Genomic DNA, 20,323 nt, shown 5'->3' on the forward strand with positions numbered 1-20,323 from the left:
CAACCTTCACGCCTGATCGACTCATAACAACAAAAGGAATATCACCATGCGTCGTTGCACACTGCTTCTTGCCACGCTGCTCTTCGCCTTCAGCCAATGGGCCAACGCCAGTTATCGCATCGGCGTCAGCATCGCCAGGGTTGACGACAACTTCATGACCTATGTGCGCAGCGGCCTGGAAGACGCCGCAAAGAAAGACAACGTACAGATCCAGTTCGAGGATGCCCAGGGCGATGTGGTGCGCCAGCTCAACCAGGTCCAGGGCTTCATCAACCAGAAGGTCGACGCGGTCATCGTCCTGCCCGTGGACACCGCCGCCACCACCAACATGACCCGCGCCGCCGTCGAGGCGAAGGTGCCGCTGGTCTACGTCAACCGGCACCCGGACGAACGCATCCTGCCCAAGGGCGTGGTCACCGTGGCCTCGAACGACATCGAGGCCGGCCAACTGCAAATGCACTACCTGGCGGAAAAACTGAACGGCAAAGGCACCCTCGCGATCATCATGGGCGACCTCGCGCAGAACGCTACGCACGACCGCACCGAAGGGGTCAAACAGGTGCTCAAGGATTACCCCGGGATCAAGATCGTCGAACAGCAAAGCGCCGAGTGGCAACGGGCCAAGGGGATGGACCTGACCAGCAACTGGCTGCTGGCCGGTACCTCGTTCGACGCCATTGTCGCCAACAACGATGAAATGGCCATCGGCGCGGCCATGGCCCTGCAACAAGCGGGAAAAGCCAAGGGCGAAATCGCGATTGTCGGCATCGATGGCCTGCCCGACGGGCTGGCGGCGATCAAGCGCGGAATGCTGGTCGCCTCGGTGTTCCAGGACCCCAAGGCCCAGGCGACCGCCGCGCTGCAAGCGGCCGTCAAAATGATCAAGGGCGAGCCGGTCGACGCGGAAGTCTGGGTGCCTTTTCAGCTGATCAAGCCGGAACAGGTCGCGATGTTTGAACAGCATTACAAGTAAGCGCGAAAGGCTGGATGTCAACGCCGCTATCCCGGCCAGGGACAGTGGCGTTTTTCATTGAGTCATCTCACCCAGTCCTCACTATCTCCCCTCGTCGCTTGCATGTGTAGCGAAACATCCATTGTTCGTTGCGCCTCGAAGTGAGACATCTGCCGGACGCATACGCTGTGAGCCCACATGGAGGAGTTGGCGATGAAACACAGCCGTTTTTTTGGAAAAACCGTACTGACCTGCACATTCATCCTGGCAATGATCGGTTGGGGAATCGGCTTTTATGGCCCGCCGATCTACATGCAAGCGGTCATGGAGCGCACGGGTTGGCCCATTGCCCAGGTGTCGACTGCCGTCACCCTGCACTTTCTCAGCGGCACGATCGTCATCGCCAACCTGCCAAGGCTCTACGCACGCTTCGGCATTCCTGCCATCACCCTGCTGGGCAGCCTTCTCCTGGGCATCGGCGTGAATATCTGGGCCCAGGCCACCCAGCTCTGGGTGCTGTATGCCGGCGCCGTGTGCTCGGGTGTCGGCTGGGTGACCTTGGGGGCCACGGCCGTCAATACCCTGGTCGCGCCGTGGTACGTCAAGGAAAGGCCCAAGGCCCTGGGCAAAGCCTACAACGGCGCCAGCATGGGCGGCGTGGTCTTTTCGCCCCTGTGGGTATGGCTGATCGAGGGCTTTGGCTTTGCCACGGCGGCGCTGGTGATCAGCCTCGCGGCCGTGCTGATCATCGGCATTTTCGCCTTTCTGGTCTTCAACAAAACCCCAAAGAGCCTGGGACAGCATCCTGACAACGCCGAGCAGCCGGAACCCGTGACACCCGCCAGCAGCGCCGTTCCATGGACGGTCGTGCAGACCCTCAAGGTGGCCAATTTCCGCACGTTGACAGCCGGCATGGCCCTCGGACTGTTCGCCCAGATCGGTTTGATCGCCCACCTGTACTCGATCCTGGCGGGACGCATGGGAGCCCACGACGCCTCACTTGCCATGGGCCTGGCCACCGCCAGCGCCATGGGCGGACGCTACATCGCCGCGCGCCTGATGATCCAAGGCATCGACCGCAGGCTGCTGGCGTGCCTGGGCTATGCCATCCAACTGCTGGGCACCTTGATGCTCCTCGGCCTGGACCTGCACCCATCCGTGGCCTGGTTGGCAGTGGTGCTGATCGGCTCGGGCATTGGCAACGCCACCTCCCTGCCGCCACTGATCGCACAGACCGAGTTCAGCCATGAACACACCGCCAGGGTCATCGCGCTGATGGTCGCGATCAGCCAAGCCACCTATGCCTTCGCCCCTGCGTTCTTCGGCCTGGTGCGCACCGCCTTCAGCCACCCGGATCAAGCCATCGTCGCCGTCGTGACAGCCGCCGTCGTCGTGCAGATGTTCGCCATCCTGTCGTTCTACCGTGGGGTGTCCGTTCGTCCCTTCAAGATCAAACCAATCGAACACCGCCATCAACGTTGAGCACGGCACCGTTCATGAACGTGTTGGTCATCAAGAACACAGTTGCAGCACCGGCTTCCTCCGCCGTACCAATGCGACGCAGCGGCAGGGCCTGCTCCAGGGAAGCCACGTAGGCATCACGGCCTTCGCCCAAGGCCTTGCTGAAGATCGGGGTGTCGATCGGGCCTGGCGACAGGGTGTTCACCCGAATCGGCGCCAACTCCAGGGCCAGGCCACGAGCCAGCGACTCCATGGCGGCCGATGCCGCCCCGATGACGGCAGTGCCATGGGCATTGGGTCGATCAGCGAGCGCACCCGAGATGAAGGTGATCGATCCCGCCTTGGACAACCTGTCACCCAGGATACGGATCGCGTTGATGGACGCCCAGATACGCTCATCGAACGCCCGGCGCAGATGATCGACGTCAGCGGTCAGGATGCTTCCGGTGACGAATGTACCGGCGAGCAGCACCAGGTGATCCACCACCGGAATATCCGCCAGGGCCGCTTCGATCGCCTCACGGCGGGTCACGTCGGCCGCGCGCCAGCCGTCCAGGCCATGTTCTTTCGCCGCCTGCTCGGCACGTTCCGCATTCGAGCCGATGACCACGACCTTGGCGCCGGCGGCCTTCGCTTGTATTGCGGCTGCCAGGCCGATGCCCGACGTGCCGCCGAAGATAACAACGGTACGGCCGGTGAGATTGGATGCAAGTGTTGGGGTGATGGTCATGTCGAGGCTCCAGTGAACGCCAGGATGGCGTGGGATGGAGTAAGCGTAAGGCTGTGAACACGGATTGATAATCAGGGCATAAGTCGCTTTACTAGTGCCATGAAGGCACAAATTGGTCTCGACCGTCTTACCGGGCTTATCGCATTCGCGCGAGCCGCTTCCCTGGGCAGCTATACCGCAGCGGCGCGGGCGCTCTCGGTATCCCCCTCCGCCGTCAGCAAGAGCGTGCAGCGGCTTGAGGAACATTTTGGGCTGATGCTATTCACCAGGACCACGCGCTCCCTGACCCTCACCCCTGAAGGGCGGGATCTTTACGAACGGGCGTTGCGAATCCTGCGAGAGGTCGAAGAAATCGATCAAGCCGCCGTCGCCTCCCGCGCCGAGCCTGCTGGCGTCTTGAAAGTCACGGCTCCGCTCCCCATCGGCGTGAACATCCTGGCGCCGGCCTTGCCCAGGTTCCGCGAGCAATATCCCAGACTGGCCATCGACCTGCGACTTGGCGATCAGTATTCCGACATCATCGAACAAGGGATCGACGTCGCCATTCGCGTGGGAAACCTCACCGACTCACGCCTGGTTTCCCGCCCCTTGGGCCCTCATCGAATCGGCGCGTTTGCGTCGCCCCGGTACCTTCAACGCAAAGGCATGCCGGTGATCGCCGAAGATCTCGCGGAACATGAGTGCGTGAACTTTCGCTACCAGAGCACCGGGCAGAGTCTACGCTGGCCCTATCAGGCGGGCGACAAACAACTCGAGTGGAGTCCCGACGTCGCGTTCACCGTGGATGTCAGCGACGCGGTAGCGGCCATCATGGCGGCGGGAGGAGGCATCGGTATCACCCCGCACTACGTGGCTGCGCCCTATGTCCGCCGCGGAGAACTGATTCCAGTCCTCCCCCAGTTCACCGCGGAGCGCTTCTCCATCACCGCCTTGTGGCCGGAAAGCCGCCGTGGGAGCCCCAACGTAAAAGCCTTCATCGCCTTTCTGCTTGAACTGTTTCCCGCAACGCCGGCCTGGGATGAGGCGGTGAATGAAGCGGCCGCAGCGAGACAGGGCTGATCGGTCGGTGAACAACCAACCCCACCGATCCCGCTAGCCCCTTGAGAGGCCTGTATCACCCCAGGCGCATCGACACCTCAATGTCATCCGCGAAAGGCACGGAGAGGTAGCCATTCTGCGGCGAACGCACGTAAGCCAGGTACTCAGGGCAGTAATTGGTGTTGTCCGCCACTACCAGGGCGCCCGGCCGCAGGTGTTTTTCAACCAGGCCAAGCACGTCGCCATACAACGCCTTGGCGCCATCGAGCAGGAGCAGGTCAATCGCTTCCGGGAGATCGCTGGCCAGGGTAACCAGTGCGTCGCCTTCGCGAATGTCCACCAGGTCGTCGACCCCACCTTCAACGAAGTGACGACGCGCCAGGGCGATCTTCGAAGGCTCGAATTCGCTGCCGATCAGCACGCCGCCGCCGTTATCCCGCAACGCAGCCGCCAGGTGCAGGGTAGACAAGCCGAACGAAGTGCCGAACTCGACGATGGCCCTGGCCTTCGCACTGCGTGCAAGCATGTACAGCAGCTTGCCGGTGTCGCGGGAGACCGGCAGCCACAAGTCCTTGAGCATCCCGTACAGTTCCAGGTATTCGGTCTTGCTGCGCATCAGCCGCTCGCGCTCTTCACTCGGCACAGTGCTCAGCACCGGACTGGTGGCCGCGCTGGCCTGGGTGTAGAGACGTTCGATCAGGGTCGCCAGAGGTTCAGTGGTCAAAGTAGTCATGATTGCTTTCCATCGATAGGGGACTAAGATGCGACTGATTCATCGCATTTAAATGATGCGAGTGATTCGCCCCATTCGCTATTCGCGTTTCCCCACGACGCCCGAGCCGCCCATGACCCAACGCCAGACCGCCCGTATTTCCTCACGCAAGCAGCCGCAGCAGGCGCGCTCCACCGAGCTGGTGGCAGCCATTCTCGAGGCTGCTGTTCAGGTTTTGGCCAAGGAAGGCGCCGCTCGCTTCACCACCGCCCGCGTCGCGGAAAAGGCCGGCGTGAGTATCGGCTCGCTGTACCAGTATTTTCCCAACAAGGTTGCGATCCTGTTCCGGCTGCAAAGCGATGAATGGCAGCAGACCACCCAAATGCTGTGCCGGATTCTGGAAAACCTGGAGGAGCCGCCCCTGGATCGCCTGCGCAACCTGGTGCATGCGTTCATTCGTTCCGAGTGCGAGGAAGCGCCGATGCGTGGCGCGCTGAACGACGCCGCGCCGCTCTATCGCGACGCGCCGCAGGCCCAGGAAGTGCGTGCGACAGGCAAGCGGATCTTCGCCGATTTCATGTTCGAGTTGCTCCCCGGCGTCAATGAGTCCAGCCGTTCGGCGGCCTGCGATCTGATCCTGACCACGCTGAGTTCCGTGGGCAAGGATTTTTCAGGAAGCCCACGGACCGACGCGCAAATCGCGGCATACGCCGATGCCATGGCGGACATGTTCAGTGCGTATGTTGTAGCGCTCGATCAGCAAAAGTCTCCTCGGTAATCGGGTCCGATAGAGCTGTTTCCGGATGGCCGCTCATCCAACGCACATCCCTTCCAAAGACCCACTCGTTACATAGCGTACAATGATGTTTTGGGTGCGGCATTCCACCGCTTCGCCAACATTCGCCTGCTCCAGGTAAAAGTCCGATGTGTGCGGCGTCAGGTCGTCGCTTTATCAAGAGAAGCCCCATGACAACGCCATCACCATTGAGTAAAACCGCCTCCCACCTTGAATTTGGCGTCGTCGGGATTGGCGCGTCCGCGGGCGGTTTGCAGGCAATCAAGCTGTTTTTCGAGAACATGCCACAGGAAACCGGCATGGCCTTCGTGATTGTCCTGCACCTGTCGCCTGACCATCAAAGCATTGCCGACCAGATCATTCAGCAATCGACCAAGATGCCGGTTGTGCAGGTCACGCAGACCGTGCCCATTGAAAAGAACCACGTCTATGTCATTTCGCCAGCGCAGCAGCTGACGATGAACGATGGCTACCTGAACGTCAGTCCCGCCGTTTCCACCCTCGATCGCCACTGTGCCATTGATCTGTTTTTTCGCGACCTCGCCAATGTTCACCGTGAACGGGCCTTTTGCGTGGTGTTGTCGGGCAGCGGCTCGGACGGTGCCGTGGGGCTGTCGCGCATCAAGGAACAGGGCGGCGTTACCCTGGCGCAATCGCCGGAAGACGCCGAGTTCGACGGCATGCCCCGCGCCGCCATCGAAACACGCATGGTCGACCTGGTCCTGCCGGTGGTGGACATGCCGCAGAAAATCCTCGAACTGTGGCGTAACTCCCAAGCGATCACCCTTCCCAGCGCCATTGATCCTGGGCTGGAAAATATCGCCGAACAGGAAGCCGTCGCCGCCGAGCACTATCTGCACGAGATCCTGGCCTACCTGCGCACCAGCACCGGTCACGACTTCAAGCACTACAAGCGCGCCACGGTGCTGCGTAGGATCGAACGGCGGATGCAAGTCACCACCCAGGCCGATCTGGCGACCTACTCCCAGTACCTGCAAGGCAATCCAGAGGAGCCGAAGGCGCTGTTGGGGGACATGCTGATCGGCGTCACCAACTTTTTCCGCGACCGCGAGGCTTTCGAAGCGCTGGAGCGCGACGTGATACCGCAGCTGGTCGCCAGCTTGACGCCGTCGCGACCGGAACATGAAGAACTGCGCATCTGGTCGGCGGGTTGTTCCACCGGGGAAGAGGTCTACAGCCTGGCGATGCTGCTCGACGACCAGTTGCAGATCAAAGGCAGCAAAGCCAAGTTGCAACTGTTTGCCACGGACATCGACGAGCGCGCAATCAGCCTCGGTCGGGCCGGTCGTTACCCCCAGGCCATCGTCACCGATGTGCCGCCGACCCGATTGCGCCAGTATTTCGTGAAGGAAGATGATCACTATCGAATTCGCAAGGAACTCCGAGAGAAGGTGTTGTTTGCCAAGCACAGCCTGCTGGCCGATCCGCCCTTCTCGCAGATCGACCTGATCGTCTGCCGTAACCTGCTGATCTATCTGGATCGGGAAGTGCAACGCGAAATCCTGCAGATGTTCCATTTCGCGCTTCGCCCCGGTGGCTTCCTGTTTCTCGGCACCTCCGAGAGCGCCGATGCCTGCCATGAGCTGTTCAGTCCGGTGGACAAGCGCAACCGGATCTTCCGGGCCAAGAACACAAGCCCCAACAGCCGGCGCGTTCCCACCATGCCCCGGGGTGGCTACACCCGCAGCACCGGCCACTCGCTTCCCGAACTGAAGAATCACGTGCAACCCAAGTTGTCGTTCGCCGACATCCACCGACGCGCTATCGAACGCGCGGCACCGCCGAGCATGATCGTCGACACCAACGCCGACATCCTGCACATGAGTGAAGGCGCCGGGCGCTTCCTGCGGCACGTCGGCGGCGAGTTGTCGCGCAACCTGCTGACATTGATCATGCCGGAGCTGCGCCTGGAAATTCGCACCGCCTTGTTCCAGGTGCAACAGAGTGGCCTGGCGGTCAAGTCGCGGGACGTATCGATCAAGTATGAAGACCGGCATCTACGGATCGACATGATCGTCCAACCCTATCGGGACGAGCAGTCGGACAGCGACTACCTGCTGGTGATCTTCGAGGAAAGCGACATCGACTCGGCAGAAGCGGCCATGGCCCAGGTGCAAACCGAAAGCCAGGTCCTGTCCAATCTCGAACGCGAACTGCAACGCACCAAGCTGCACCTGCAGGATACGATCGAGCAGTCGGAGGTCTCCAACGAGGAGCTGAAGGCTTCCAACGAGGAAATGCAGGCCATCAACGAAGAGCTGCGCTCGGCCACCGAAGAGCTGGAAACCAGCAAGGAAGAATTGCAGTCGATCAACGAGGAATTGCTGACGGTCAATTTCGAGCTCAAGACCAAGGTGGAAGAAACCGACAAGGTCAACGACTACCTGACCAACCTGATCGCATCGACCGACATCGCCACGGTGTTTGTCGACCGCAGCATGCGCATCCGCTGGTTCACGCCACGGGCCACGGAGATTTTCAACATGCTGCCGGTGGACACCGGTCGTTCACTGCTCGATATCACCCATCGCCTGGACTACACCGACCTGGCCGACGATGCGGCGCAAGTGTTCGAGACGCTGAACATGATCGAACGTGAAGTCAGCAGCATCAGCGACAAGCGTTGGTACATCGCCCGGCTGCTGCCGTATCGCTCCAGCGAAGACCATATCGATGGCACGGTGCTGACCTTCATCGACATCACTACCCGCCGCGCCGCCGAAGAGGAACTGCGCCTGGGCGAAGAGCGCATGCGACTGGTGGCGGAAAGCACCCATGACTACGCAATCATCATCCTCGACGAAGAAGGCGTGATCACCCACTGGAACAAGGGTGCCGAGCTGATTTTTGGCTATACCAAGGCGGAGGCCGAGGGCGCCTCCTACGAGTTCATTTTCTCCGAAGAGGATCGCGCCAACGGTGCGCCGCAAGCTGAGCTGAAGACTGCCCGTACCCACGGTCGCGCCGAAGATGAACGCTGGCACTTGCGCAAGGACGGCAGCCTTTTCTATTGCAGTGGCGAGGTCACCCTGCTCAGCGGCGATCACCTGCAAGGCTACGTGAAAATCGCCCGCGACCTGACCGGGCACCAGCAGGAACACGAAAAACAGAGCCAGGAACTGAAACAGTCCCGCAATACCATTTCCCTGAAGGACGAATTCTTTGCGGTCATGTCCCATGAGCTCAAGCATCCGCTGAACCTGATCCAGCTCAACGCCGAAATGCTGCGTCGCTTGCCGATCACCCGCACCTCCAGTTCTGCGGCCAAAGCCGTGGAGACCATCCGCGATGCGGTCAACAGCCAGGCCCGTATCATCGATGACCTGCTGGACGTTGCCCGTGTACGCACCGGAAAACTCAAACTGCAACCGTCGCGAATCGACTTGATCGATGTTCTTCGCGATATCTACACCGTGGTGATCAACGAACAACACCAGACCCAGATCGATCTGCAATTGCCAGATGAACCGCTGGTCGTTTATGCCGATCCGATCCGGGTCGACCAGATCATCTGGAACCTGGTCAATAACGCGCTGAAATTCACCCCACCCACGGGGCACATCCAACTGATCGCCCGTCGTCAGGATCAAATGGCGCGGATCGATATCAAGGACACCGGCATCGGTATTGCCGTGGAAAACCTCGAACACGTCTTTGACATGTTCGGCCAGGCGGAAAAACAGCAGGTGCATCATCAGCGCGAAGGCCTGGGCATTGGGCTGTCCCTGGTACGACAGCTGACCGAGGCACAGCATGGCACCGTCCAGGTGACCTCCGCAGGACTGGGCGCCGGCTGCACCTTCAGCGTCTGCCTGCCCCTGGCCGCCCCACAGAGCGAAACAGCCCCGGTAGCGACCATCGAATCAGCGTCAGGCAAGCTCGATGGCTTGAAGATCCTGTTGGTGGATGATTCGCCGGAAGTGCTGGAAACCATGAAGATGCTGCTGGAAATGGAAGACGCCCAGGTATTGGCCTTTGACCAGCCGCTGGAGGCGCTGAAAGCGGCAGAATCCCAGCGTTTCGACCTGATCATCTCCGACCTGGGCATGCCGATCATGAACGGCCATGAACTGATCAGTGCGCTGCGCCAGCTACCGCTGGCGAAAAACGTACCGGCCATCGCCCTCACCGGCTACGGCACCCATGGCGATGTTCAGAAATCCCACGCGGCAGGGTTTGACCAGCACCTGGGCAAGCCGGTGTCCTATGACGCCCTGATCGACACCATCGAGACGTTGCGGCGTTCATGATTTGACTATGTCCCCACCGATGCAGCCGGAGCCCGCACACACCGGTCAGGACCTGGGATTCCTGACGTAGCGCACGACGACAAAACAGGCGATCAGAATCAGCGGCGCAATGGAGAGCATGCCCATGTAGGTGGAGCCGGACAGGTCGTTGATCTTGCCCACCATCACCGGGGCCACAATGCCGCTGAGCTGGCCAATGGAGTTGATCGCCGCAGTTCCCGTGGCAATCGCCAGGCCCGAGAAGGTCGATTGCGGAATCGTCCAGAAGATCGGGATGGCAATGAACGTGCCCGCAGTCGCCAGGAGCAAGGCGGCCATCATCGCCCAGGACGAGTCGGAGAACAGGCAGGCCAACAGGTAGCCGACGGCGGCCGCCGCCAGGCACAGGACGAGGTAGGTTTTACGATCACCGGAACGGTCCGAGCGTCGGGTCAGCCAGACCATGCCGAGGCAGGCAACGATGTAGGGCAAGGCCGACAGCATGCCGACCCAGAACAGGCTTTGCACGCCAGAGGATTTGATCAGGTGCGGCATCCAGAAATTGAGGCCATAGGACGCGCTTTTGATCACGAAGTAGATGAACGCCATGATCGCGACTTCCCGCGTCAGCAGCACCCGCCACAAAGACCCCAGCACGGGTTTCTGGTTGACCTTGTCCTGCTCGAGATTGGCCGCCAGCAGGTCTTTCTCGCTACGGCTCAGCCACTTGGCCGATTCGATGTCGCGATCCAGTTTCCACAGCACCAGCAACCCCAGCACGACACAGGGCAGACCGGACATCAGGAACAACCAGTGCCAGCCCGCCAGCCCGAACACACCGTCCATCGTACCGAGCAGGACGCCGGCCACCGGGCCGCCGATTGCACCGGCCAACGGCACTGACAGGAACCACAGGCCGTTCATTTTCGCCAAATGCTTCTTGGGAAACCAGCACGCCAGGTAGAACAGGATGGCCGGGCCGAAACCGGCTTCCATGACACCGATCAGAAAGCGCAGGAAGTAGAGCGTGTATTGGGTGTAGGCGAACACCAACGCAGCGGTGGCAAGCCCCCAGGAGATCATGATGCGGCAGATCCACGCCGGCGCTCCGTAGCGTTTCAGGCCCAGGCTGCTGGGCACTTCGAACAGCACGTAGCCGATAAAGAACATGCTCGCGGCCAGGCCATACGCCGCATCGGTCAAGCCCAGTTCCTGCTGCATCTGGGTCTTGGCGAAACTGATGTTGATCCGGTCAAAATAGGAGAACAGAAAGCAGATAATGGCCAGCGGCATGATGCGCCAGGCCACGCGTCGATAGAGCAGCAGCTCGTTGATGTCTTCGCTGCGTGCAAGCGGGATTTCGCCAGTCATGGCAACCATGATGTTTCTCCATTGTTGTAGTTATTGGAGAGCGGCAACGCCCTTGGGGACGTTGCTGGTTTAGCTGATTCGAATCAATTTGTCCCGGTATGCCTGTCCCTTGAGGACATAGTCCTCTGCGTTGCGGTGCAGGCCGGCGACGGCCTCGGGCGTCAGCTCGCGCACGACCTTGGCCGGCGCGCCGAGAATCAGTGAATTGTCGGGGAACACCTTGCCTTCGGTGACGATGGCACCGGCGCCGACCAGGCAGTTTCGGCCGATCACCGCCCCGTTGAGCACCACCGCCTGGATCCCAATCAGCGCACCGTCGCCGACGGTGCACCCGTGCAACATGGCCTGGTGTCCGACGGTGACGCCCTCCCCCACGGTCAATGCAAAACCGGGGTCGGCATGCAGCACTGCACCTTCTTGCACGTTGCTGTGCTGACCGATGCGAATCGGCTCGTTGTCACCGCGAAGAACCGCTTGGGGCCATATGCTGACGCCTTGCGCCAGGGTCACATCGCCAATGACCGTGGCGTCCTCGGCGACGAACGTCTCGGCGTGAATGGCGGGGATGAGTGTGTCGTATCGATAGATCGCCATGGCAGTTCCTCTTCAGGCCTGAGCATCTGTTTTCAGGACACCGGCTGCACACAGCTCGGCAATGTGCTCATCGCTATAACCCAGCTCGCGCATGACCAGGTGGGTATGCTCGCCGATGCGGGGAATCGATCGACGGGGTTGCAGGCGCTCGCCATCCAGGGACAGGGGCAGCAATGGCATGGCGGTGAACGATCCGTCTTCAAGTTCCAGGTTCGCCAGCCCACCGCTTTGCAGCAGGTGAGGATCTTCGAACAACTCTTCCGGACGACGAATCGGCGCGAAGGGAATGCCGTGGGCTTCGAGCTGTGGCGCCAGGGCCTGGGCATCCACGGTCGCGAAGACTTCAGCCAGATGCGCCAGCAGCCGTGGGCGTTGCAGCACCCGATCGTTGTTGGTGGCCAGCGTCTCGTCATCGAGCAATGCGGTTTGTCCCAGCACCTGGCACAGCGCATTCCACTGCCCTTCGCCGGTGGCGGCGACAAACATCTGCTCGCCGTTGGCGAACTCGAACACATCGTAAATCGCCCAGGCGCTGATGCGGTTCGGCATCGGGGCGGCCGCCTGCCCAGTCACAATGTATTGCTGCATATGCTGGGCAGCCAGCAGCACGCAGTTTTCATACAGCGCGCTTTGCACCTCACGGCCGACGCCGGTGACATTGCGCTCATTGAGCGCGGCAAGCACACCGATGGCGCCGAACATGCCGCCCATGATGTCGTTCACCGAACTGCCCGCCCGCAACGGTCGCCCCACTGGACCGGTCATGTAGGCCAGGCCCGCCATCATTTGCACCACTTCATCCAGGGCCAGGCGGTGGTCATAGGGGCCGCTCAGGAAGCCCTTGTGCGAGGCATAGATAATGCGCGGGTTACGCTCGCGAATCGCCTCGTAGCCAAAGCCCAGTTCCTGCATGCGGCCGGGTTTGAAGTTCTCGATGAACACGTCGGCGGTGTCGATGAGTTCCAGCACCGCGTCGCGCCCCTGAGGGGTGTTGACGTCGACGGCGATGCACTGTTTGTTGCGGTTGAAGGTGCGAAAGAATCCCGCACCGGCACCCAGCAGGCGACGCGTCCCGTCACCGCGAGTCGGCTCGATCTTGATCACCTCGGCACCGAGGTCACCCAGGATCATCCCGCAGGTCGGCCCCATCACCATGTGTGAAATTTCGACGACACGAATGCCGTCCAATGGAAGTCTGGACATGACGGTTTTCCTCGATTGGACCGGTTCAGGCGTGGCGAACAGCTGACGGGTAATGAAGCGGAAGGCCTGCGCGGGCGACGCAGCCGTAGAGGGGTTCGTCCGGCAGCGCCGCATGCAGCACGTCCCGCGACTCGATCAGTGCAGCCAGGTCGATACCGGTGTCGTAGCCCATGCTTTGGAGCATGAATACGAGGTCTTCGGTGACAGTGTTGCCGGACGCACCCGGCGCGAACGGGCAACCGCCCAGCCCGGCCAGTGACGAATCGAGTTCGGTGATGCCTTGTTGCACCGCCGCCAGGCTGTTGGCCAGTGCCAAGCCACGCGTGTCATGGAAATGCGCGGCCCTGAGCTTGTCGCCGGCAATGGCACGAATCGCCTGCAAGGTGGTGATCACCTGGGCGGGATTGGCGTAGCCGGTGGTATCGCCGAGTGACACCAGGTCGCAGCCGGCCTCAAGGACGTGACCAGTCAATTCACAGAGGTCACCCAGGGGCACCTCGCCCTGGCGGGTACAGCCGAATGCGACGGACATCCCAGCAATTATCTGGACCTGATGCAGTCCCAGCTCGGTGCGCAGCTGGCACATCCGCGCCAGTTCCTCGACCATCTCCAGGGGGGTACGACGCACATTCGCCAGGCTATGGGCGGCGCTGACGGACACCGGCGCGATGATCCGATGGGCGCCGGATTCGAGGGCATCGCGACAACCCCGCAGGTTCGGCGCCAGCACGGTGACCACCAGTTCCGGGTAACCCAAGGCATGGGCCACCACTTCCCTGGCGTCGGCCATCTGCGGCAACAGCTTGGCGGGGACGAACGACGCGACCTCCATGTGGCGCACGCCGGCGGCATAGGCGGCATCGATCCACTGGCATTTGGCGCGGGTCGGCATGATGGCTTGCAGGCTCTGCAAACCATCGCGCATGCCGACTTCGTTGATTGTTATTGTTGTCATGAACAGGCTCTCTTAGGCGGAAGCGTGATTTCAGACTAGAGAGCCCCGGATGCGATGAAAAGACGCCATTGGCGCGTTGATCCATCGTCAACTGCGATGGATAGGATCGGTCGTGGAAGGACGTGGCGGTGACCGTGACAGCAGATGGTCCAGGAGCCGACGCGCAGACAGTGACAAGGCCTCACGATTTCGCACACAGATCACGAATTCGCCCCGCGCCCACTCATCAGTCAGGGGGATGATGCGCAGATCGAACAGTTGCGTGTAGCGCTCCACCGCTTCGAGCGGGATCACCGCGACCCCCAGTCCGAACTGGATCAGGCGGAACGCGGCGTCGAACGATGACACGTAGGAGCGGAACCGCAACTCCCGACCATGCTTCTGCGCATCTTCGCGCATGAACGTGTTGATCGTGGCGAAGGCCGACATGCCCAGATGATCGAAATCCAATGTCTCTTCGAATGCAACGCCGAGACGATCGGCCAAAGGATGACCGGCGCTCACCACCACCGCGAGATGGTCCTGGCGGTAAGGCAGGAACTCCAGGTCGCCCATGGCCATCGAGCGGCGACAGATACCCAGGTCGGCCGAGCCCTCGGCGACGCCACGTACCACATCGGGGCTGATACGCTCTTCGATGTCGGTCTGGACGCCTGGATGCTTCAACATGAAGTCGGACAGTTCTTCCGGCAAGAACTCCATGATCGACGAGACGTTCGCCCATATACGGACATGCCCGCGCGCGCCCTCGGCGTACTCGCTGAGCTCGCTGTCGAGCCGCTCCATGGCCCGCGTCAGGGACCGTGCATGCCGCAGCAGCGCCAAGCCGGCCGGCGTCGGCTCCACTCCACGTTTGCTGCGTTTGAGCAACGACGTCCCGAATCGTGCCTCGATGTCGGAAAGCCGCTTGCTGACCGCCGAGGGCGCGATGAACGCGCGTTCGCTCGCCCGTGCGATCGTCCCCTCCTCGCAGACCAGGATAAACAGGTGCAAGGACAAATGATCCAGGTGCTGCGTCATGCCCACCCCTCAAGTCGCAACGTGGCACGTACCAGGCGTTGCTCTTCGCTTTCGATTTCCTTCAGGTTTTCGCAGATGCTCTGGATATGCGCAATGGCGGCCTTGCGCGCCTGTTCGGGAAGGCGTCCGGTCACGGCGTTATAGAGCCGTGCATGCTGGCGATCGATTTGCCGCTTCTGCGGTTCACGGTGATAGAGGTTGTTGACCGAGGCGAACACCGTGGTGAGCAGCAGGTCCGTCAGCGAGCGCAAGGTCTGCACCAGCACCGGGTTATGCGACGCCTCGCAGATTGCCAGGTGAAACGCATGATCGAGCCGGGCGTGTTCGGAGGGCTCCAGTGCGCGGGTGTGGGCATCGAGCAAGGCGTCGTAGCTGCGGGTGATCAGGACGAAATCGGCTTCCGTGCCACGCAAGGCCGCCAACCGTGCGGACTCGCCTTCGAGCAGGCTGCGGACCTCGAACAGATCGTAAAGCGTGCGTGGCTGCGAGCTGAACAGGTGCATCAATGGCGACGCGGCACTGTTGCCCGACAGATCGGCGACGAAAGAGCCCTTGCCCTGCTCCGTCTTGATGATCCCGCGAGCCCGCAGCAGCTTCAGCCCCTCGCGCAGCGCCGTGCGTGAAACACCGAGTTTTTCCGTCAGCCGACGCTCCGACGGCAACAACTGCCCCGTCTTGAGCACGCCGTCCACGATCAGGCGCTCGATGCGCTCGCACACCACATCGGCCACTTGCAGATTGCGACGGGTCTGGGTGTCGTCCATTGCGCCTCCAACTGGTATGACCAGCTTAGCCATGCTTCTCAAGTCGTCTCACCATTCATTTCAACTCATTGTTTTTAGAAGATTTATAAAAATCCATAAAAAAACAGCCAGTCAAAAACTGGTTCGACCACCTCAACAATGCATAGACAGTAGATCGCCTCGGACCAATGATGCAAGTCAGCTGCATGCGGAACCTGACCTCAAATAAAAACAACCGAGTGTCGTCAGCCGACTATGAACATTCTCTACGATGAACGCGTTGATGGTGCCCTGCCTGTCGTGGATAAGGCCACGCTGCTGCAGGCCTTGCAGGCGCGATTGCCGGACCTCGAAATCCTGCACCAGCGCGAAGAACTCATGCCCTACGAATGCGATGGACTTTCCGCCTATCGCACCACGCCGCTCCTGGTGGTACTGCCCCGCCATCTCGACGAGGTTCGGGGCGTGCTGGCGCTGTGTCATGAACGGCAGGTGCCTGTCATCGCCCGGGGTGCCGGGACCGGTTTGTCCGGTGGTGCGCTGCCGTTGGAAAAAGGCGTTCTGCTGGTCATGGCGCGCTTCAACAACATTTTGCACATCGACCCGGCCGCCCGTACCGCACGGGTCCAGCCCGGGGTGCGCAACCTGGCGATTTCCCAGGCGGCCGCGCCGTTTGGCTTGTATTACGCACCGGACCCGTCTTCGCAAATCGCCTGCTCCATCGGCGGCAACGTCGCGGAAAATGCCGGTGGCGTGCATTGCCTCAAATACGGCCTGACCGTGCACAATCTGCTCAAGGTCGACATCCTCACCGTCAACGGCGAACAGCTGACCCTGGGCAGTGACGCGCTCGATTCGCCGGGCCTGGATCTGCTGGCGTTGTTCACCGGCTCCGAAGGCATGCTCGGGGTGATCACCGAAGTCACGGTCAAGCTGCTTCCAAAGCCGCAGACCGCGAAGGTGTTGCTGGCGGCGTTCGACTCGGTCGAAAAAGCCGGTCGCGCAGTGGGTGACATCATCGCCGCGGGCATCATTCCCGGCGGGCTGGAAATGATGGACAACCTGGCCATCCGCGCCGCCGAAGACTTCATCCACGCCGGTTACCCGGTGGAGGCCGAAGCCATTTTGTTGTGCGAACTCGATGGCGTCGAAGCCGACGTCCATGATGATTGCGACCGGGTGCGCCAGGTGCTGGAGCAGGCCGGCGCCACCGAAGTGCGCCAGGCCCGCGACGAGGCCGAACGCGTGCGCTTCTGGGCCGGGCGCAAGAATGCGTTTCCGGCCGTGGGCCGCCTTTCGCCGGATTATTACTGCATGGACGGGACGATCCCGCGCCGGGAGCTACCTGGAGTGCTGCACGCCATCGCCGCCTTGTCGGCCGAATACGGCCTGCGGGTCGCCAACGTGTTTCATGCCGGCGACGGCAACATGCACCCGCTGATCCTGTTCGACGCCAACCAACCGGGCGAGCTCGATCGCGCCGAGGCCCTGGGGGGCAAGATCCTCGAACTGTGCGTGAAAGTCGGCGGCAGCATCACCGGCGAACACGGGGTGGGCCGGGAGAAAATCAACCAGATGTGCGCGCAGTTCAACAGCGACGAACTGACCGTGTTCCACGCCGTCAAAGCCGCCTTCGATCCGAGCGGCCTGCTCAACCCCGGCAAGAACATCCCGACGCTGCACCGCTGCGCCGAGTTTGGCGCCATGCACGTGCACCTGGGGCAGTTGCCCTTCCCTGAACTGGAGCGTTTCTGATGCACAACGCACTCGATAGGGACGCCAGCGACGCGTTGCTCGAACAGGTCAATCAGGCGCTGAAGAACGCCACGCCGCTGTGGATCCACGGTGGCAACAGCAAGGCTTTCCTGGGGCGTTCGGTCACCGGCGAGCGCCTCGACACCCGCGCCCACCGGGGCATCGTCAGCTATGACCCGACGGAACTGGTGGTGACCGTGCGTTGCGGTACGCCCCTACGGGAGTTGTCCGAGGTGCTGAACGCCTCGCAGCAAATGCTGCCCTGCGAACCGCCCTCCTTCGGCGACGCCACGGTGGGCGGCATGATTGCCAGCGGCCTCTGCGGCCCACGCCGTCCGTGGGCGGGTTCGGTGCGGGACTTCGTCCTCGGCACACGGGTCATCACCGGCCAGGGCAAGCTTCTGCGCTTCGGTGGCGAAGTCATGAAAAATGTCGCCGGTTACGACCTGTCGCGCCTGATGGCCGGCAGCTTCGGCACCCTTGGGGTGATCACCGAGGTGTCGCTCAAAGTCCTGCCCAAACCTCGGCAAGCCTTGAGCATCAGCCTGGAAATGGACAGCGATCGCGCCTTGCTGCGCCTCGCGGAATGGGGCCAGCAGCCGCTGCCGATCAGCGCCGCCTGCCACGATGGCCAACGCCTGCACCTGCGGCTCGAGGGCGGCGAAGGTTCGGTGGCGGCGGCCCATGACCGACTGGGCGGCGAGGTGTTGGACGCTTCGTATTGGGAGGATCTGAACGAACATCGCTTGGGTTTCTTCGATGAGGATCTGCCGCTGTGGCGCCTGTCCGTGCCGCACAACACAGCGTGGCTGCCCCTGCCCGGCAGGCAACTGATCGACTGGGGCGGCGCCCAGCGCTGGCTCAAGTCCGGTGCCGAAGCCGCGTTCATTCGCCGGATCGTCGAAGGCGTCGGCGGCCATGTGACCTGTTACAGCCATGGCCTGATCGACAGTCCGTTCCAGCCGCTGCCCGACGCGCTGATGCGTTACCACCGCAACCTGAAGCATCGGCTCGACCCACAGGGAATCTTCAACCCCGGTCGCCTCTACGCGGAGCTTTGATCATGCAGACAACCTTGAGTGAAGAGGCTCGCCAACTGCCCCGCGCCGAAGAAGCCGAAAGCATCCTGCGCACGTGCGTGCACTGCGGTTTCTGCAATGCCACCTGCCCGACCTACCAATTGCTCGGCGATGAGCTGGATGGCCCGCGGGGGCGGATCTATCTGATCAAGCAAGTGCTCGAAGGCAACCCGGTCACGGCGAAGACCCAGCAACACCTGGACCGCTGCCTGTCGTGCCGCAACTGCGAAACCACCTGCCCCTCCGGGGTCGACTACCACAACCTGCTGGACATTGGCCGCGCCGTGGTCGATGCGGCGGTCGAACGGCCTCTCGGCCAGCGCCTGTTGCGCGAGGGGTTGCGAGCGGTCGTGCCCAACCCCAGCATGTTCAAGGGCCTGGTCCTCGGCGGCCGGGTGTTTCGTCCATGGCTGCCCGACACCCTGCGCGGCAAGTTACCTCGGCATGTCCCTGCCGCCAAACCGCGACCGGTGACCCGCCATACCCGGCAGGTGCTCATGCTCGAAGGCTGCGTGCAACCGAGCCTGTCGCCCAATACCAACGCGGCCGCCGCCCGGGTCCTGGATCGACTGGGGATCAGTGTGACGCCCGTTGCCGAAGCCGGCTGCTGCGGTGCCGTGGACTATCACCTGGACGCCCAGGCCGTGGGCCTGGACCGTGCCCGTCGCAACATCGATGCGTGGTGGCCGAGCATCGCGAACGGTGCCGAAGCCATCGTGCAAACCGCCAGCGGTTGTGGCGCGTTCATCAAGGATTACGGGCACTTGCTCGGCAGCGATCCGGCCTACGCCGAAAAGGCGAAAAAGGTCAGCGCCCTGGCCAAGGACCTGGTTGAAGTACTGCGCGAAGAGCCACTGGAAAAACTGAGCATCCACAGCGACCAGCGCCTGGCCTTCCACTGCCCCTGCACCTTGCAGCATGCGCAGAAACTGGGCGGCGCCGTTGAGGCGGTGCTGACGAAGCTGGGTTTCAACCTCACGCAGGTTCCCGACAGTCACCTGTGCTGCGGCTCGGCGGGCACCTATTCGATCACCCAACCCGAACTGTCCCGGCAACTGCGCGACAACAAACTCAACGCCCTGGAAAGCGGGCGCCCCGACGTGATTGTTACTGCCAATATCGGCTGCCAGTCCCATCTCGACGGTGCAGGCCGGACCCCGGTCCGGCACTGGATCGAGTGGGTCGAAGCCGCCTTGCCTTAAACCTCTGGAGCCTCCCATGAAAAGCAAAGCCGTACTCGGCCAGAACGAAGTCAGCCGGATCCTCTCGGCCGCCCGCGATGAAGCGAACAGCAACCAGTGGGCCGTCGCCATCGTGATTGTCGATGATGGCGGTCACCCGCTGGCCCTGGAACGCCTCGACGGCTGCGCGCCCATCGGTGCCTATATCGCCACTGAGAAAGCCCGCACCTCGGCCCTCGGCCGGCGCGAATCCAAAGGCTATGAAGAGATGGTCAACGGTGGACGCCAGGCCTTTTTGTCCGCGCCGCTGTTGACGTCCCTGGAGGGCGGCGTGCCGATCATTGTCGACGGTCAGGTGATCGGCGCCGTGGGCGTGTCCGGGGTCAAGGCCGAGCAGGACGCCCAGGTCGCCAAAGCCGGCGCGCAAGGCCTGAACTGAAGTGGGCGGTCTGCGCCCCGTTGGAAACCCGAGTGATGGAGAGA

The 20,323-nt window shown here is 62.0% G+C and carries 17 protein-coding genes; 9 read left to right on the forward strand and 8 right to left on the reverse strand.

From position 1 onward, the window contains the following. Positions 1 to 46 precede the first annotated feature (46 nt). Both CGA22_RS00175 and CGA22_RS00180 read left to right on the forward strand, forming a co-directional pair. Entirely contained in the window at positions 47 to 973 is a 927-nt protein-coding gene (locus CGA22_RS00175) for a sugar ABC transporter substrate-binding protein (RefSeq protein WP_041021744.1), read from the forward strand. A gap of 192 nt (positions 974 to 1,165) precedes the next feature. Continuing rightward, positions 1,166 to 2,434, forward strand: coding sequence for an MFS transporter (locus CGA22_RS00180; RefSeq protein WP_041021743.1), 1,269 nt, complete (start codon positions 1,166 to 1,168; stop codon positions 2,432 to 2,434). Here the strand turns inward: CGA22_RS00180 and CGA22_RS00185 are convergent. Beyond that, the gene (locus CGA22_RS00185) at positions 2,403 to 3,143 is read right to left on the reverse strand and encodes an SDR family oxidoreductase (protein ID WP_041021742.1); all 741 of its coding nucleotides are present in this window, start codon (positions 3,141 to 3,143) and stop codon (positions 2,403 to 2,405) included. The two genes, CGA22_RS00180 and CGA22_RS00185, sit on opposite strands and share 32 nt — an antisense overlap. Positions 3,144 to 3,242: 99 nt before the next feature. Between CGA22_RS00185 and CGA22_RS00190 the strand changes: the two genes are divergently transcribed. After that, positions 3,243 to 4,202 (forward strand): LysR family transcriptional regulator, encoded by a 960-nt coding sequence (locus CGA22_RS00190; protein WP_041021741.1) that lies wholly within the window; start codon positions 3,243 to 3,245, stop codon positions 4,200 to 4,202. Between the two features lie 55 nt (positions 4,203 to 4,257). Here CGA22_RS00190 and CGA22_RS00195 read toward each other — a convergent pair whose 3' ends face one another. Continuing rightward, a complete protein-coding gene (locus CGA22_RS00195) occupies positions 4,258 to 4,914 on the reverse strand; it encodes an O-methyltransferase (protein ID WP_041021740.1) in 657 nt (218 codons plus the stop codon). Between the two features lie 112 nt (positions 4,915 to 5,026). Here CGA22_RS00195 and CGA22_RS00200 point away from each other — a divergent pair, with 112 nt between their 5' ends. Beyond that, positions 5,027 to 5,671 (forward strand): TetR family transcriptional regulator, encoded by a 645-nt coding sequence (locus tag CGA22_RS00200; protein ID WP_041021739.1) that lies wholly within the window; start codon positions 5,027 to 5,029, stop codon positions 5,669 to 5,671. A gap of 188 nt (positions 5,672 to 5,859) precedes the next feature. Then, positions 5,860 to 9,960, forward strand: a complete 4,101-nt coding sequence (locus tag CGA22_RS00205) for a CheR family methyltransferase (RefSeq protein ID WP_041021738.1) — start codon at positions 5,860 to 5,862, stop codon at positions 9,958 to 9,960. Positions 9,961 to 10,005: 45 nt separating this feature from the next. Here CGA22_RS00205 and CGA22_RS00210 read toward each other — a convergent pair whose 3' ends face one another. From CGA22_RS00210 to glcC, 6 genes are all read right to left on the reverse strand, one after another. Continuing rightward, on the reverse strand, positions 10,006 to 11,319 hold the full coding sequence (locus CGA22_RS00210) for an MFS transporter (RefSeq protein WP_052435099.1): 1,314 nt from the start codon (positions 11,317 to 11,319) through the stop codon (positions 10,006 to 10,008). A gap of 60 nt (positions 11,320 to 11,379) precedes the next feature. Further along, on the reverse strand, positions 11,380 to 11,904 hold the full coding sequence (locus CGA22_RS00215) for a gamma carbonic anhydrase family protein (protein WP_041021737.1): 525 nt from the start codon (positions 11,902 to 11,904) through the stop codon (positions 11,380 to 11,382). A 12-nt stretch (positions 11,905 to 11,916) separates the two neighbouring features. Further along, positions 11,917 to 13,107 (reverse strand): CaiB/BaiF CoA transferase family protein, encoded by a 1,191-nt coding sequence (locus CGA22_RS00220; protein WP_041021736.1) that lies wholly within the window; start codon positions 13,105 to 13,107, stop codon positions 11,917 to 11,919. A 25-nt stretch (positions 13,108 to 13,132) separates the two neighbouring features. Further along, positions 13,133 to 14,062, reverse strand: a complete 930-nt coding sequence (locus CGA22_RS00225; protein WP_041021735.1) for a hydroxymethylglutaryl-CoA lyase — start codon at positions 14,060 to 14,062, stop codon at positions 13,133 to 13,135. Positions 14,063 to 14,149: 87 nt separating this feature from the next. After that, complete coding sequence (locus CGA22_RS00230; RefSeq protein WP_041021734.1) at positions 14,150 to 15,082, reverse strand: LysR family transcriptional regulator; 933 nt, start codon at positions 15,080 to 15,082, stop codon at positions 14,150 to 14,152. Then, positions 15,079 to 15,846, reverse strand: coding sequence for a transcriptional regulator GlcC (glcC, locus tag CGA22_RS00235; protein WP_041021733.1), 768 nt, complete (start codon positions 15,844 to 15,846; stop codon positions 15,079 to 15,081). Before glcC ends, CGA22_RS00230 begins: the two co-directional genes overlap by 4 nt. A gap of 234 nt (positions 15,847 to 16,080) precedes the next feature. Here glcC and glcD point away from each other — a divergent pair, with 234 nt between their 5' ends. From glcD to CGA22_RS00255, 4 genes are read left to right on the forward strand one after another with little or no spacing between them, the layout of a single operon-like run. Next, entirely contained in the window at positions 16,081 to 17,580 is a 1,500-nt protein-coding gene (gene glcD, locus CGA22_RS00240) for a glycolate oxidase subunit GlcD (protein ID WP_041021732.1), read from the forward strand. Then, positions 17,580 to 18,641: a glycolate oxidase subunit GlcE gene (glcE, locus tag CGA22_RS00245; RefSeq protein WP_041021731.1), complete on the forward strand. Its 1,062-nt coding sequence runs from the start codon at positions 17,580 to 17,582 to the stop codon at positions 18,639 to 18,641. The genes glcD and glcE overlap by 1 nt, the downstream gene beginning before the upstream one ends. Before the next feature lie 2 nt (positions 18,642 to 18,643). Beyond that, complete coding sequence (glcF, locus tag CGA22_RS00250) at positions 18,644 to 19,861, forward strand: glycolate oxidase subunit GlcF (protein WP_041021730.1); 1,218 nt, start codon at positions 18,644 to 18,646, stop codon at positions 19,859 to 19,861. 16 nt (positions 19,862 to 19,877) lie between these two features. Beyond that, positions 19,878 to 20,279 carry a heme-binding protein gene (locus tag CGA22_RS00255; RefSeq protein ID WP_041021729.1) on the forward strand — a complete coding sequence of 134 codons (402 nt, stop codon included), beginning with the start codon at positions 19,878 to 19,880 and terminating at the stop codon, positions 20,277 to 20,279. Positions 20,280 to 20,323: the final 44 nt, after the last annotated feature.

The organism is Pseudomonas sp. PSB18, from assembly GCF_014596565.1.
Taxonomy (GTDB): Bacteria; Pseudomonadota; Gammaproteobacteria; order Pseudomonadales; family Pseudomonadaceae; genus Aquipseudomonas.

What these genes read in the sequence shown, in the direction of transcription:
- CGA22_RS00175 (WP_041021744.1), top strand. Translation starts at nt 47, where the DNA reads ATGCGTCGTTGCACACTGCTTCTTGCCACGCTGCTCTTCGCCTTCAGC.
- CGA22_RS00180 (WP_041021743.1), top strand. Translation starts at nt 1,166, where the DNA reads ATGAAACACAGCCGTTTTTTTGGAAAAACCGTACTGACCTGCACATTC.
- CGA22_RS00185 (WP_041021742.1), bottom strand. Translation starts at nt 3,143, where the DNA reads ATGACCATCACCCCAACACTTGCATCCAATCTCACCGGCCGTACCGTT.
- CGA22_RS00190 (WP_041021741.1), top strand. Translation starts at nt 3,243, where the DNA reads ATGAAGGCACAAATTGGTCTCGACCGTCTTACCGGGCTTATCGCATTC.
- CGA22_RS00195 (WP_041021740.1), bottom strand. Translation starts at nt 4,914, where the DNA reads ATGACTACTTTGACCACTGAACCTCTGGCGACCCTGATCGAACGTCTC.
- CGA22_RS00200 (WP_041021739.1), top strand. Translation starts at nt 5,027, where the DNA reads ATGACCCAACGCCAGACCGCCCGTATTTCCTCACGCAAGCAGCCGCAG.
- CGA22_RS00205 (WP_041021738.1), top strand. Translation starts at nt 5,860, where the DNA reads ATGACAACGCCATCACCATTGAGTAAAACCGCCTCCCACCTTGAATTT.
- CGA22_RS00210 (WP_052435099.1), bottom strand. Translation starts at nt 11,319, where the DNA reads ATGGTTGCCATGACTGGCGAAATCCCGCTTGCACGCAGCGAAGACATC.
- CGA22_RS00215 (WP_041021737.1), bottom strand. Translation starts at nt 11,904, where the DNA reads ATGGCGATCTATCGATACGACACACTCATCCCCGCCATTCACGCCGAG.
- CGA22_RS00220 (WP_041021736.1), bottom strand. Translation starts at nt 13,107, where the DNA reads ATGTCCAGACTTCCATTGGACGGCATTCGTGTCGTCGAAATTTCACAC.
- CGA22_RS00225 (WP_041021735.1), bottom strand. Translation starts at nt 14,062, where the DNA reads ATGACAACAATAACAATCAACGAAGTCGGCATGCGCGATGGTTTGCAG.
- CGA22_RS00230 (WP_041021734.1), bottom strand. Translation starts at nt 15,082, where the DNA reads ATGACGCAGCACCTGGATCATTTGTCCTTGCACCTGTTTATCCTGGTC.
- glcC (WP_041021733.1), bottom strand. Translation starts at nt 15,846, where the DNA reads ATGGACGACACCCAGACCCGTCGCAATCTGCAAGTGGCCGATGTGGTG.
- glcD (WP_041021732.1), top strand. Translation starts at nt 16,081, where the DNA reads ATGAACATTCTCTACGATGAACGCGTTGATGGTGCCCTGCCTGTCGTG.
- glcE (WP_041021731.1), top strand. Translation starts at nt 17,580, where the DNA reads ATGCACAACGCACTCGATAGGGACGCCAGCGACGCGTTGCTCGAACAG.
- glcF (WP_041021730.1), top strand. Translation starts at nt 18,644, where the DNA reads ATGCAGACAACCTTGAGTGAAGAGGCTCGCCAACTGCCCCGCGCCGAA.
- CGA22_RS00255 (WP_041021729.1), top strand. Translation starts at nt 19,878, where the DNA reads ATGAAAAGCAAAGCCGTACTCGGCCAGAACGAAGTCAGCCGGATCCTC.